This window comes from Amycolatopsis kentuckyensis (assembly GCF_041679295.1).
Taxonomy (GTDB): Bacteria; Actinomycetota; Actinomycetes; order Mycobacteriales; family Pseudonocardiaceae; genus Amycolatopsis; species Amycolatopsis kentuckyensis_A.
This window is the reverse complement of record NZ_JBGDMD010000004.1, coordinates 525,224-540,374: the sequence shown is the minus strand read 5'-3', so window position 1 is coordinate 540,374 and position 15,151 is coordinate 525,224. Positions and strand designations below refer to the sequence as shown.

5 protein-coding genes are annotated in these 15,151 nt (G+C 73.5%); all 5 read left to right on the top strand.

Annotation, left to right across the window (positions count from 1 at the left end):
* The first annotated feature begins 100 nt into the window (after positions 1 to 100).
* Genes ACERZO_RS19100 through ACERZO_RS19080 form a run of 5 tightly spaced genes read left to right on the top strand, consistent with a single transcriptional unit; the run spans position 101 to position 15,151 of the window.
* On the top strand, positions 101 to 3,904 hold the full coding sequence (locus tag ACERZO_RS19100) for a non-ribosomal peptide synthetase (RefSeq protein WP_372666035.1): 3,804 nt from the start codon (positions 101 to 103) through the stop codon (positions 3,902 to 3,904).
* A complete protein-coding gene (locus ACERZO_RS19095; protein ID WP_372666034.1) occupies positions 3,901 to 12,378 on the top strand; it encodes an AMP-binding protein in 8,478 nt (2,825 codons plus the stop codon). The genes ACERZO_RS19100 and ACERZO_RS19095 overlap by 4 nt, the downstream gene beginning before the upstream one ends.
* Positions 12,379 to 12,400: 22 nt before the next feature.
* A complete protein-coding gene (locus ACERZO_RS19090) occupies positions 12,401 to 13,273 on the top strand; it encodes a TauD/TfdA dioxygenase family protein (protein ID WP_372666033.1) in 873 nt (290 codons plus the stop codon).
* A gap of 1 nt (position 13,274) precedes the next feature.
* Positions 13,275 to 14,483: a cytochrome P450 family protein gene (locus tag ACERZO_RS19085; RefSeq protein ID WP_372666032.1), complete on the top strand. Its 1,209-nt coding sequence runs from the start codon at positions 13,275 to 13,277 to the stop codon at positions 14,481 to 14,483.
* Positions 14,480 to 15,151: a hypothetical protein gene (locus ACERZO_RS19080; RefSeq protein ID WP_372666031.1), complete on the top strand. Its 672-nt coding sequence runs from the start codon at positions 14,480 to 14,482 to the stop codon at positions 15,149 to 15,151. The genes ACERZO_RS19085 and ACERZO_RS19080 overlap by 4 nt, the downstream gene beginning before the upstream one ends.

The window sequence follows — 15,151 nt, the reverse complement described above, 5'->3', positions numbered from 1 at the left end:
TGTTAACTGTCCGGACAGACAGAGAGCGTTTCCCCGACCTCGGCTGCGACGGCACGACGCTGTACCCGTTCGCCCGCCCCGCCAGGAAAGGCCGTCCTCGATGCGAGTGTCCGCCCCGCTGTCGTCCGGCCAGCAGCGCCTTTGGACCGTCTCCCAGCTGGACGGCGCCGGCCCCGCCTACAACGAGACCATGGCCTTCGCCCTCCGGGGACCCCTCGACCGCGAAGCTCTCCAACGGGCCTTCGACGCCCTCGCCGACCGGCATGAAGCCTTGCGCACGCGGATCGTCGTCGAGGACGGGCGGCCGGTGCAAATCGTCGAACCCGCCGGTCACGGCTTTCCTTGCCCCGTCACGGACGTCACCGGGAAGCCGGAAGACGAACTGCGGCGGGCCGAGGCTTCCGAGCCGTTCGACCTCACGCGCGCCCCGCTCGCCCGGGCGCGGCTGTTGACCAGGGCTGGGGCGCCGCCCCCCGGTTTCCACGCTACCGGGGACCACCGACAGTTCCCGGACGGCGAGCACGTCCTGCTGATCACCGTGCACCACGTCGTCTTCGACGGGTGGTCGCGGACCCTGCTGCTGCGCGAACTCGGGCTCCTCTACGCCGCTCAACTGAGCGGTACGACCCCGGACCTGCCGGCCGCGCGGCCCTACCGGGACCACTCGAAAGCGCAGCAAGACTGGCTGACCGGACCCGGCCCGGCGCCGCACGAGGCGTACTGGCGGGAACGGCTCGACGGCGTACCACCCGTACTCGACTTACCCGCCGATCGGCCGCGTCCGCCCCGGCAGGACCACCGCGGCGCGCGGGTGCCCGTCTCGCTCGGGCCCGACCTCACCGCCCGGCTCAAGACCGTCGCGCGCGAGCACGGGGTCACCCTCTACTCCACCATCCTGACCTGCTGGTTCATCCTCCTATCCCGGCTTTCCGCGCAAACTGACATCGTTGTCGGCGTCCCGACCGCCAACCGGGGCACCGGCGGCGAATACCCCGACACCATCGGCTTCTTCGTCAACACCCTCGCCGTGCGCGCCGAACTGGCCGGCTCGCCCACCGGTGCCGGGCTGCTCAAGCAGGTCCGGGCCTCCCTGCGGGGCGCGATCGACCACGTCGAGCTGCCGTTCGAACGGGTCGTCGAACTGGTCAACCCGCCGCGCAGCCCGGCGCACACCCCGCTGTTCCAGACCATGGTCGCCTGGGTGCCGACCCTGCACGACGTCCTCGAGCTGCCGGGCGTCACCGTCGAATCCCTCGACGTCGAGCACGCGCCCGCGAAGTTCGACCTCGCCCTCGGCCTCGCCGACGAGGACGGTGACGTCAACGGGCACCTCGACTACGCCGTCGCTCTCTTCGACCACGCCACCGCCGAGCGGTACGCCCGCTACCTCGGCCGGCTGCTCGACCAGCTGGCCACGCGGCCCGGCGCCGCGATCGCGAGCTACGAACTGCTGGACGACGCCGAACGCCGGGAAATCCTCACCGCCTGGAGCACCGGCCCGAGCCCGCGCCGGCGTCCTGGCGGGCTGGTCGACCGGTTCACCACCCACGCCGACGCCACCCCGGACGCGCCCGCGCTCGTTTGCGACGGCCGGACCCTCACCTACCGCGAGCTGGACCGCCGCAGCACGAAGCTGGCGAACGCCCTCCGAGCCGGGCCGGGCGACGTCGTGGCCGTCCTCAGTGGACGGTCGGCCGAGCTGGTGGTGGCCGTGCTCGGCGTGCTGAAGACCGGCGCCGCCTACCTCCCGCTCGACCCGGCGCAGCCGGCCGCGCGGCGGGCCGCGATGGTCGAGGACGCGCGCCCGGTGCTGGTCCTCGAAGACGACGTCACGGCGCTGGAAGCCGAAGGCGACGAGACCCGGCGACCGGTCGCGACGAGCCCCGGCGAGACGGCCTACGTCATCTACACCTCGGGCTCGACCGGGCGTCCCAAGGGCGTCGCCGTCACCCACCACAGCGTCCTCGCGCTGTTCGACCAGTGGCTCGACCGCTTCGGCGCGACCCCCGGTGAGGCGACGTCGGCGTGGTCGAGCATCGGCTTCGACGCGTCGGTGCACGAACTGCTGCTCCCCCTGACCACCGGCGCCGTGCTGCACGTCGTCCCCGAGGACGTCCGGCCCGATCCCGCGGCGCTGATGGCGTGGCTGCGGGACCACCGGGTGGTCCAGGCCTTCCTGCCACCCGCCTACGTCCGATGGATCGACGAAGATCCCACGCGCGTCGAAGGGCTCGCGTTGCGCCAGCTGCTGACCGGCGTCGAACCGCTGCCGGAGGCCGCGCTCGCCCGGTTCGCCGCCGCCCGGCCCGGCCTGCGGATCTGCTTCGGCTACGGACCCACCGAAGCGACGCTCTACGCCACCGCGTACTTCGACCCCCAGCCGCGGGACCGGCCGGCGCCGATCGGGCGGCCGCTGCCCGGATCCCGGCTGTACCTGCTGGACGAGCGGCTGCGACCGGTGCCGCCGGGTGTGGCCGGTGAGGTCTTCCTGGCCGGCGACTGCCTGGCCCGCGGCTACCTGCACCGGCCCGGGCTGACCGCCGAACGGTTCGTCGCGGATCCGTTCACGCCCGGCGAGAGGATGTACCGCACCGGGGACCTCGCGAGGTGGCTCCCGAGCGGCGAAGCCGAGTACGCCGGCCGCCGGGACGACCAGATCAAGCTGCGCGGGTTCCGCATCGAGCCCGGCGAGGTCACAGCCGCGCTGCTCGCCGTTCCCGGGGTCAAGGAAGCCGCCGTGCTGGTGGACCGCGAAGGCGAGCCGCGGCTCGTCGCCGGCGTCGCGGGTGGTGGCGGCCGGACCCCGCACGAGTGGCGGGCCGCGCTGGCCGGCCGGCTGCCGGACTACATGATCCCGTCGGTGTTCGCCGAGTTCGAGCGGCTGCCCCTGAGCCGCAGCGGCAAGCTCGACCGCGACGCCGTCCTGGCGCACGCTCGGGCGAGCGCGCCCGCGACCGTCAACACCACCGCCCCGCGCGACCACGTCGAGCTGGCGCTGCTGGCCATCTGGCGCGACCTGCTGCTGCACCCCGCGATCGGCGTCTCGGACGGCTTCTTCGACGTCGGCGGCACGTCGATCTCGGCGATCAAGCTGGCCCACGCGATCGGCGCGGAGTTCGGCCGCGAGCTGCCGATCCGGGACGTCATCCTGCACCCGACCATCGAGCAGCAGGCCGCGCTGCTGCGCGCGGACCGTCCACCCGAGACCGGCAGCCTGATCGAGTTCCGCCGAGGCGACGGCCGAGCCCGCGTCGTCTGCGTGCACCCGGCCGGGGGGACGGCGTTCTGCTACCTGCCGCTCAGCGCCGCCTTGCCCGTGGAGGCCGGGGTGCTCGGGATCCAGTCCCCGGGGCTCAACGCCGATGAGGAGCCGCTGCCGAGCGTCGAGGCGATGGCCGAGGAGTACCTGCGGCTCGTCGACCCGCGACCGGACGAGACGCTGGTCCTTTGTGGACTGTCGTACGGCGGGCTGGTCGCCTACGAGATGGGCCGCCGGCTCGCCGGGCGCGTCAGCGTCGTCCTGCTCGACACGAACGCCACCGACGACCCGGCCGCGAAGGCCGCGATCGAACCGGTGCCGGCCGCCGAGTTCCGCGAGAAACTGGTTCGCTTCAACGGGATGTACCCCGGGATCGAGGACGCGCAGATCGAGCGCTACCACCGCACGTACAACCACAACCGGTTGACCGCGCGCGAGCACGACCCCGGGGAGACGGCGGCGCGAGTGGTGTTCGTGCAGGCCGTCGGCGAGGACACGATCCCCGGCAGCGCGGAGTTCTGGCGCCGCCGCGCCCGTGGCGAGTTCGAGGTGGTCCCCGCGGACTGCGGGCATTGGGACATGCTGGAGAGTGCCGCGTTGCCGCTGGTCGCCAAGCTGATCTCGGCCGAGCTGGCGGCCCGATGACGTCGATCGCCCGCCGCGTCCACGACCGGGCCCTGCGGCACCCGGACGCCCTCGCCGTGTCCGACGGCGACCGCCGGCTCACCTACGCCGAGCTGAACGCGGGAGCCGCGGCGGTCGCGGAGTCGTTGGCGCGCCGCGGAGTCCGCCCGGGCGACGCGGTCGCCGTCGCCCTGCCGCGGTCGGCGGATCTCGTCCTCGTGCTGCTCGGCGTGCTGCGCCTGGGCGCTCAGGTCGTCCCGCTGGACCGGCAGAGCCCGCCCTCGCGCCGCGACGCCATCCTCGCCGACGCGGGCGCGGTCGTCGTCTGCGAGGAGCTACCCGAGTTGACGCCGACCGAGGTCGGAGTGCCCGCCGAACCCGCGCCGGCGTCGTTCCTCTTCTCCACCTCCGGCACGACCGGCCGGCCCAAGGGCGTCGAGGTGCGCGACGCCGGGGTCCTGCGCCTGGCCGAACCCGGCTGGCTCGACATCGGCACGCGGTTCGCCTGCCTGGCCAACCCCGCGTTCGACGCCATCAGCTTCGAGGTGTGGGTCCCGCTGCTGACCGGCGGCACGTGCGTGATCCTCGACGACGACACCGTCCGCGACCCGCGAGCGTTCGCCGATGCCCTCGTGCGCGAGCGCATCGACACGATGTTCGTGACCGCGACGCTGTTCAACGCGGTCGCCGAGACCGTGCCGGGCAGCTTCGCGACCGTGCGCCGGGTCGTCATCGGCGGCGAACAGCTCAACGCCCCGCTGATCCGCCGCTGGTACCGCGCCAACCCGGATTCGCCGACGCGGCTCCAGAACGGTTACGGGCCGACGGAAACGACGACGTTCGCGCTCAGCTACGCCATCCCGCGCGGCTTCGACGGCGACGTCGTGCCGATCGGCCGTCCGCTGCCGGGCACCGGCGCGATCGCGGTCTTCGAAACGGACGAGCGAGTGGCCACCGAAGGCGAGGTCGCCGAGCTGTACATCTCGGGGGCCGGCGTCGCGCTCGGCTACCGCGGCCTGCCCGCGGAAACCGGGCAGCGGTTCGTCCGGCTGCCGTGGCTGGACGAGGGCCGCGCGCGCTTCTACCGCACCGGCGACCTGGTCCGCGTGCTGCCGGGCGGTCGGTACGCCTACGTCGGGCGCACCGACCGCCAGGTGAAGGTCCGCGGGTTCCGGATCGAGCCGGGCGAGCTGGAGCAGCGGCTCCTCGCGCACCCGGAGATCCGGCAGGTCCACGTGGCCGTGCGCCGCGCCGCGACCGCCGAGCTGCTCGCCTTCGTCGTGGCCGGCGAGCTGTCCTTCGACGCGTTCGAAGCGCACCTGGCCGAAACCGTGCCGGCTTACATGCGGCCCCACCACGTCTTCCGCGTCGGCGAGCTGCCTCGCAACGCCAACGGCAAGGTCGACGAAACCGCGCTCCTGGCCGGCGGCTTCCCGGCGTGGCGACCGGACACCGGCGGCGAAGCGACGGCGTGGGAGCGCGAGATCCTGGCCGTCGTCACGGAAACCCTCGACGTCCCGGATCTCCGTCCCGGCGACACGTGGCTGCGGTCCGGGGGCGACTCGCTCAAGGCGCTGCGGCTGCGCTTCGCGATCCGGGAACGCTGGGGCGTGGACCTGGCGCCGTCGGTCGTGCAACGCGGCACCTTCGCCGATCTCGCCGCGGCGATCGCGGGGGCGGGCCGCGCGGCCTACCCGGAGCCGGGCGCGCCGACCACCGCGACCACCGCACCCGCCACCAGTGAGCAGCAGCGGCTTTGGCTGGTGCAGCAACGCGATCCCGCGTCCACGGCCTACCACGTGCCGCTCGCGTTCCGGATCACCGGTGGCCCCGACATCGAGGCGCTGCGCCGGGACGTGCGCGGCCTGGTCGAGCGGCACCCGGCGCTGCGCACCGCGTTCGAGGCCACCCCCGACGGCCTGCGGCAGGTGGCGAAGCCGGCGTACGACCCGTGGACCGAGCCCGGCGAGGACTTCTTCACGGCACCGTTCGACCTGGCCTCGGGCCGGCTGCTGCGCGCGGCCTGGCGTCCCGACGGCACCTTTCTGCTGTGCCTGCACCACATCGCGGTCGACGGCTGGTCGCTCAACATCCTGTTCCGGGAGCTGTCCGGCGACTCGCCGCGAGACTCGCACACGCCCCTCGACTTCGCCGCCTGGCAGGCCAGCTGGTTCGCCTCCCCCGGCTACCGCGACCGGCTGACCGAGCGGTCCGACGACGCCGAGCCCCTCGGTGAAGCATCGCTGGCCGGGCGGCTGCACACGACGCGCATCGGCCGCGAGCGCGTCGACGAATGGGCCGGCGAGCTGGGCCTGACCCGGTTTCAGCTCCTGCTCGGCGTGTTCGCGTGGAGCCTGTACGCGGTGACCGGGCGGACCCGGCCCCGGATCGCCGCGCCGGTGGCGAACCGGCCGGTGCGGGAGTTCGAAGACAGCGTCGGGATGTTCGCCAACACCGTGCGGGTGCCGCTTTCCGTGGACCCGGACGAGGAACTGGACACCCAGCTCCGGCGGCTCGGCGAAGCGTCGGGGGCGGCCCTGGACCACCAGGACGTCGCGTTCGCCGACCTCGACCCCGGGTACGCGGCCTTCGACTACCTGTTCGTCTTGGAGAACACCGACTTCGGCGCGCTTCAGCTGCCCGGCTGCTCGGTCAGTCCACAGTGGATCGAAGCGGCCGAGGCGAAGTGCGCACTGACGCTGTCCGTTGTGGAACGGCCGGACGGCTTCGATTGTCTTTGGGAATACGGCGAAGGACACTTCACCGAAGCCGATGCGGCGGCGCTCGGCGACGTCTTCGAGCGCGCCCTGCACGGCGACGCCCGGACTCCGGACCACCGTGACCACGGCCGTGCTGCCGTGGCGGAACTGACGTGGGAAACCGTGGCCGACGGCTTCGCGCGGCAGGTCGCGCGGACGCCCGACGCCCCCGCGCTGACCGGCGACGCCACGCTGACCTACGCCGAACTGGACGCGCACGCGGCCCGGCTCGCGGCCACCCTGCCGGCCGACGCGACCGACATCGCGTTGTACTTCCGGCCGTCGGCCGAGCACGTCGTCGCGCTGCTCGCGCTCGCCCGGCTGAACATCACCGCCGTGCCGCTGGATCCCGCGTACCCGCCGGAGCTGCTGCGCGCGATGCTCGAGCGGGTGCGGCCGCGCTGCGTGCTGCTCGCCCCGGACGAGACCTTCGAGACCGACGTCGAGCGGCGGTTCGTCACGCTCACCGACGGGCCGGTGCCGGACGTCCCGGCCCGGCGCGCCGGCCGGCCGCTCTACACGCTGTTCACGTCGGGCTCGACCGGCGTGCCGAAGGGTGTGCGCGTCCCGGACCGCACCCTGGCCAACCTGCTGCAGTGGCAGGACGCCCCGCCCGCGGCGACGCAGCAGTTCTCGATGCTGTCGTTCGACGTGTCGTTCCAGGAGATCTTCACGACCCTCTGCGGCGGCGGCCGGCTGCACCTGATCCGGCCGGAGTGGCGGCACGACGTCCCGGCGTTGCTGGCGCAGCTGGACACGGCCGGGATCGAACGGATTTTCCTGCCGTACGTGGCTTTGCAACTGCTGGCCGAGCACGGCGTCCGGCTCGGGCGGTACCCCGCGCGGCTGCGGGACGTGATCACCGCCGGCGAGCAGCTGGTGTGCACGCCGGCGATCCGCCGCTGGTTCGCCGGGCTGCCCGGCGCGCGGCTGCACAACCACTACGGGCCGACCGAAACCCACGTCGTCAGCGCGCTGACGCTCGACGGCGATCCGGCGTCGTGGCCCGAACGGCCCGCCATCGGCCGCCCGGTGGCCAACGCGGTCCTGCGCGTCGCCGACGCGACGGGCGCGCCGCTGCCGCCCGGGCAGGTCGGCGAGCTGCTCATCGGGGGTCTCGCGGCGAACCGCTGCTACCTCGGCGAAGGGGCTCCGGAGAAGTTCGCCGAACTGCCGGAGCTGTACTACCGCAGCGGCGACCTCGCGCACTTCGACCGCGCCGGGCTGCTGCACTTCGACGGCCGCGCCGACCGGCAGGTCAAGCTCAGCGGGCACCGCCTCGAACTGGGGCAGGTCGAAGCGGCGCTGCTGCGGCACCCCGACGTCGTCAACGCGGTCGTCACGGTCCAGGGTGACCGGCCGGCCGCGTTCCTGGAGTGCCGCCGGACGCCGTCCGCGGCCGAACTGGCGGACTTCCTGGTGCCGCTGCTGCCGCCGCACGCGCGGGTGGACCGCTTCCGCGTCGTGGCCGCGTTGCCGCGTACGCCCAGCGGGAAGCTCGACCGGGACGCCGCTCCCCGGACGGCGGGGACGGATCTGCACCGGACGGCCACCCGGCCGTCGAGCGAGCTGGCGGCGCTGTTCGAGGAGGTGACCGGCGCGCCGATCGGTCCCGACGAGACGTTCTTCGCCGCCGGCGCCAGTTCGTTGTCGCTGATGCGGTTCCACCTGCGGTGCGCGGAAGCGGGCTACCGGTTCACCGTGGCGGACCTCTTCGAGCACGTCACCCTCCGGGACCTGACGCGGCACCTCGAGAGCGGGCCGGCCGCGGCGACGTCGGCCTCCCGGCTCGCGGCCGACGAGCCGGTGGCCGTCGTCGGCATGGCGGTGCGGCTGCCCGGCGCGCGGGACCTGGCGGCGTTCTGGGACTCGGTCGTCTCGGGTCGCCGGGGTATCGAGGAGTTCGCGGCGGCCGAGGGCCTGGTCGGCGCGCGCAGCCTCCTGGACGACCCGCTGGCGTTCGACCCGTCGTACTTCGGCGTCAGCCACCGGGACGCGGCGCTGATGGACCCGCAGCAGCGGCAGTTGCTGATGACGTGCGTGGAGGCCCTTTCCCACGCCGGGATCACGTCGGGGGCCGGCGTCGGGCTGATCGCGGGCTGCGGGGAGAACACGTACTTCCAGCAGCTGCTGCGCGAAGCCGACCCGGCCGCGCTGCCGGACGGCTTCCAGCTGGCCCTGCACCACGAGAAGGACTTCCTGGCGACGAAGGTGGCCTACCACCTGGACCTGACCGGTCCGGCGCTGACGACGCAGACGGCGTGCTCGAGCTCGCTGGTGGCCGTCCACCAGGCGGCGGCGATGCTGCGCGGCGGCGAGGCGGGGGTGATGCTGGCGGGCGGCGTGCTCGTCGACGTCACCCTGGCCGAGGGGTACCGGTACCGGCCGCAGCACATCTTCTCGGCGGACGGGCACTGCCGGCCGTTCAGCGACGACGCGGACGGCACGGTGGGCGGCAGCGGCGTCGGCGTGGTGGTGCTGAAGCCGCTTTCGGCGGCCCGCCGGGACGGCGACACGGTGTACTCGGTGATCACCGGCTCGGCGCTGACCAACGACGGCGCGGTGAAGCAGGGGTACAGCGCCCCGTCCCCGGCCGGGCAGCGGGCGGCCATCCGCGCGGCGCTGCGGCGGGCCGGGCGGTCGGGTGCGGACGTCGGCTACGTGGAGACGCACGGCACGGGAACCCGCCTCGGCGACCCGATCGAGGTGGCGGCCCTGCGCGAGGCGATGCCGGACGTCTCCGCGTGCGCGCTTTCGTCGGTGAAGAGCCAAATCGGCCACCTGGGCGCGGCGGCGGGCGTGGTGGGGCTGATCCGCGCGACGCTGGCGGTGCACCACGGGGTGGTGCCGCCGACGGTGGATTTCCGGGCCGCGAACCCGGCGCTGGAGCTGGGGCCGTTCCGGGTGCCGACGGCCGCCGAACCGTGGCCGGCCGGGCCGCGGGTGGCGGGGGTGAGCAGCTTCGGCATCGGGGGGACCAACGCCCACGTGGTGCTGGAGTCGGTCCGTCCGGTGCCGCCGGCGCGGCCGGATCCGGTGCGGTGCTTGGTGCTTTCGGCGCGTAGTGCGGAGGCGTTGCGGTTGGAAGCGGGCCGGGTGGCCGCGTATCTGGCGGCGCATCCGGAGTCCTATGTGGACGTGCTGCGGCACTTGCAGTCGGGGCGGCCGGAGGGGGCTTGGCGTCTGGCGGTGGCCTGCGAGGACGCGGCTGCGGCGGTCGAGTGGTTGCGCGCGGCTGAGCCGCGGGAGGTCGGTGCGGGTGTCGACATCGGCTCTGTCGACGACATGAATGAGTCATTCATGTCATCTGGCGACATGAATGAGTCATTCACGTCATCAGAGCCGGCCGAGCTGGCTGCTGCCTGGCTCGCCGGCCATCCCGTCGACTGGGGCCAGACCCCCGCCCCCGCGCCGTGGGACTTTCCGCCGCCCGCCTTCGCCACCCGCGACTTCGACTTCCCGCGGAAGTCCGCCGTCGCGCGGCGCCCCGAAGGCGAGTGGCTGCACCAGCCCACCTGGGTCCGGCTCCGCCGGGCGACGGCCGCCGACCGCAGGACCGATCGCGTCCTCGTCATCTCCGGCGAAGGACCGCTCACCGCCCCTGCCCTCGACGCCGCCTACTCGCGCGTCGTCCGAGTCCACGCCGCCGAGCGCTTCGCCCGCCGAAGCCCCGACACTTTCGAAGCCGACCCCGCCGACTCGACACACCTCCGCCAGGTCCTGGACTCCCTGCCGGACACCGAAATCGACTGGCTCCACACCCTCCCCCTCGGCATCACCGGCCCCGTCGGCGACAAGTCCCTGAACCGAGCGAAATGGGCCTGCCTCGACACCCCGGCCGCGCTCCTCCGAGCCGCCCATGACCGTCCACTCCGGACCTGGTGGCTCTCCGCCGGGGCCGCGCCCGCGAACAGCGCCGTCACGCGACCCGAAGCCGGGCTGCTCGCCGGGATCACCGCCGTCGGCCCCCAGGAAAGTGGCCTGCGCGGGCATTGGGTCGACCTCGACCACCCCGACCTGGACCACACCGCCGACCTGCTCACCGGCCCCACCCCGCCGCAGCGGGTCGCCCGCCGCAGCGGGTTCTGGTGGACGCAGGACACCGCACCGGTCGAAACCGGAGAGCCCGAAGCGCCGGCCGACGGCACCTACCTCGTCCTCGGCGGCACGGGCGGCGTCGGGACCGCCGTCGCCGAAGAACTGCTGACCCGCACCACCGGCCGCGTCATCCTGCTGGCCCGCAACCCACGACTGCCCGACACGCTCAAGCCGTGGGCGGACCGCGTCGACCTCCTCGCCGCCGACCTCACGAAGATCACCGCCGAGGAGATCCCGGCCCCGCTCACCGGGATCGTCCACGCGGCCGGGGCACCGACCGGCGGCCTGATCGCCACCCGCGGCGAAGGCACCCAAGACGTCAAGCTCGCCGGCGCTCTGCTCGTGGAAGAACTGATCGAACGGCACCAGCCCAAGCTCGCCGTCTACTGCTCGTCGCTGTCCGCGCAGTTCGGCGGCACCGGCCAGCTCGACTACGCCGCCGCCAACGGGTTCCTCGACGCCCTCGCCCACCGCGCCGGCCCGACCCTCCGGCTCTCGATCGGCTGGGACGTCTGGCGCGACAGCGGCATGGCCGTCACGGCCCTGGAAACCGACGCCCGGCACCAAGCCCACCTGGCCGTCGGCCTGAGCGACGACGAAGGCCGGCGCACCTTCGCCCGCGCACTGGCACCAGGCCTGCCGCAGCTCCTGGTCGCGACGACCGGACTCGACAACGCCCGGGCGTTCCACGAACGCGAAGCCCAGCCAAGGGCGGCGAAGCCGGCCGAAGCGGACCTGACCGAGGAGGTCCGCGCTCTCCTGGGCGTCGCCGAACTCGATCCGGACGTGCCGCTCTACGACCTCGGTGCCGACTCCCTGACCCTGCTGGACGTCGTCGACTCGGTGAAACGCCTCTACGGCGTCGACCTCGACCTCGCCTGGCTCGGCCCGGAGGTGACGATGGCCGCGTTGCTGGCCAAGCTCTCCGAAGCCGCCGGCACCGGCGACGTCGAGGTGCAGGTCTGGCGCGAAGGGACGACCGCAGAAGTCCTCTGCCTCGTCCATCCGGTCGGCGGGGACGTCCACGCCTACCGCCCGCTCGTCGCGGCCCTCCCGCCCGAACTCGGCGTCTGCGTGATCGCCGACCCCGCGTTGAGCCGGCCGGAACCTCCGGGATGGTCCATCACGGACCGCGCCCGCCGCTACCACGCGGCGCTGGAAAAACGCTTCCCCGGCAGGGAAAAGCAGCTGGCCGGGTGGTCGTTCGGCGCCTGGGTCGCGGCCGGCATGGCCGCCGAAGCCGAGGCGGCCGGGCAGCCGGTGCGGGCCCTGCACCTCATCGACCCGCCGCCACCCGGCGCGAGCGCGGCGGACTACAGCGACGCGCAACTGGAGACGGTGTTCGAGCGCGAGCTGGGCGCCTCCGGCGGGACCGCCGGCGAGCACGTGCGAAGGCTCGCCCGCGCGTGCCGGGCCAACCTGCGCAGCATGGCCGGGCACGAACTGCCCCGCCTGGGCGCGACCCCCAGCCACGTCTGGCTTGCCGCCGAACCCGAACCCGGCCTGCCGGTGGCCGACCGCGGCGGCTGGCGAACCCTGCTGCCCGAACCGAGCCACTGGCACGAACTGCCCGCCACCCACTACGGCATCGTGCGCGCCCCGCACGTCACCGCGGTGGCCGCCGCCATCGGACTGTGAGACCCACAGAGGGAAGGAAACCATGGAGCAGTACGAACTCGACGCCGTCAAGCGGATCACGACGCGGCCGGCACGCGACTACCGGACCCTGGCCGTGCGGGGCCTGACGCCGGTCATCGGCGCCGAGGTCACCGGCCTCGACCTCACGCGGGAACTGACCGAGGAGCAGCTCACCGAGCTCAAGACGGCGTTCCTGGACCACCACGTGCTGGTGTTCCGCGACCAGGACATCACGCCGGACGACCACCAGCGCCTGGCCGCGAACTTCGGCGAGCTGCGCCCGGTGAACCCGCCGCCCGAGCACGGCAACCCCTACATCCTCGAGGTCGCGACCGCCCCGGAGGCGGCGACCGTGTTCGGCAACGGCTGGCACGCCGACGGCACCGCCGACGAGGAGCCGTCGCTCGGTTCGATGCTGCACATCACGCGGATGCCCGAGCCGGGCAGCGGCGGCGACACGCTCTTCGCGAACATGCACCTCGCGTACGACATGCTTTCCCCCAAGCTGAAGGAGTTCCTGACCGGGCTCACCGCGATCCACGACGGCGCCCACGCCTTCCGCGGCCACAAGATCCCGGAGGGCTACGAGCCGCCGGTCAGCGAGCACCCGGTGGTCGTGCGGCACCCGGAGACCGACCGGCCGCTGCTGTACGTCAACCCGGCCTACACCTCGCGCATCCCGCAGCTGTCGGCCGACGAAAGCCAGGCCGTGCTCGACCTGCTGTTCTCCGTCGTGCCGAACCGGCCGATGCTCGCGTGCCGCGTGCGCTGGGAGCCGAACACGCTGGTGTTCTGGGACAACCGCTGCGTCCAGCACCACGCGACCTACGACTACTACCCGCACACCCGCTTCGGGCACCGCGTCGCCATCAACGGCGGCCCGCTGAAAGGCTGACATGTCGTCCGAACCTGTGGTGGACGTCCGCGATCCGGCCGTCCTCGACGACCCGATGGGCGGGTACGACCGTGTCCTCGCCGAGTCCCCGGTCTGCTGGGCCCGGCTGCCGGGCGGCGGCGAAGGCTGGCTGGTCACCGGCAGCGACGCCGTCCGCGCGGTGCTGTCGGATCCGGCCGTGCGCAACGACCCCACCGGCTTGCCAGGGCAGGGCGCGCAGACGCAGGAGGAGGCGTTCCTCGCGCTGGGCACGCCCCCGGAGCACCTGCCCTACCTGCGCGCCAGCCTGCTCAGCCTCGACGGCGCCGAGCACGCGAGGCTGCGTCGCAGCATCAGCCACGCGTTCAGCGCGTCGCGGGTCGCCAAGCTGCGCCCGCGGGTGCAGCAGATCGTCGACGAGCTGCTCGACGGCCTGGGCCCGACGGCGAACCTGCTCGACGAGTACGCCTATCCCCTGGCCATGGCCGTGGTCTGCGAACTGGTCGGCGTCCCCGAGACGGACTGGGCGGACTGGTGGCGCTGGGGCAAGGTGCTGGTCGACGGCGACCCGGCGCGGATCACGCCGACGCTGGGCGAGATGTTCGCCTACTGCCACGCCCTGGTCGACCGGCGCCGCGCCGAACCGCGGGAGGACCTGCTCAGCGAGGTCGTCGCCCAGGACGACCTGACCGACGTCGACGTCGTGGCGCTCGTGGTGTTCCTGGTGCTCGCCGGGCACGAAACGATGGCGCACATGCTGTCCAACGCGGCGCTCGCGCTGATGCGCGACCCCGCCCAGCGGGAGCTGTTGCGCGCCGAGCCCGCGCTGTGGCCGGCCGCCGTGCGCGAGCTGGTCCGCACCGACGGCCCGGTCCAGCTGGCGCGACTGCGTTACGCCGCAACCGATCTGGAGGTGGGCGGCGTGCGGATCAGCGCGGGCGACGCGGTGCAGGCGGTGCTCGGCGCGGCCAACCGCGACCCGGCACGGTTCGCCCACCCGCACGCGGCCGACGTCCGCTGGCAGGCCGAGCACGGCGGCCGCGAAGGCAGCGTCGGCTTCGGCTGGGGGCCGCACTTCTGCCTCGGCGTGGCCTTGGCGAAGGTGGAAGCGGAGGTGGCGCTGCGCAGCTTGTTCGACCGCTTCCCGGCGGTGGAGCCGGTGGGCGAGCCGGCGTGGGTGCCGCTGCCCCGCGGGCGGCACCGGGTCGCGCTGGAGGTGCGGCTGCGGTGAGCGACCCCGACGTTTCGATCATCCTGCCCTGCGCCGGCTTCGGAACGCGCTTCGGAGCGCCGTACGCGAAGGAGCTGCACTGCCTGGCGCCCGGGGTCACCGTGCTGGACCGCAGCCTGGAGCCCGCGGTCGAGCTGGTGAAGAGCGGCCTCAGCGTGCGCGTGGTCGTCGTGTTCGGGACACACAAGCTGGACACGGTGAAGTACCTGGCGCGCTACGCCGGGACCTTCCAGCTGGTCTTCGTCCTCCAGGACGACGTGACCGCGCCGGGCCTCGACGGCGCGATCCGGTGCGCCCTGCCGATGACGCGGGGACCGGTGGCCCTCGTGCTCCCGGACATCGTCGTCAGCGACGTCGGCAGCCTGGTCGCCGCCGTGCGGCAGGCGGACTGGAGCGTGGTGGCGGCGAAGGAAAGCGACCCCGGCGTGCTGCGGCAGATGGGTGCCCTCGCCGTTTCGGGCGGGGACGGCGTCGTGACCGTCGAGGCCGCCGCGGAGAAGCCCGCCGATCCTTCGGGGTTCAACGCGCTGTGGGGCACGGTGGTGGTCGCCGAAGCAGAGGCCCACCGGTTGCCGGACGTGGCGCGGCGCGACGCGGACAGCCCGTTGGCCGGGGCGCGCGCCTTCATGGTGGAGCGGATCGTCAACTACAACACCACCGAGGGGTGA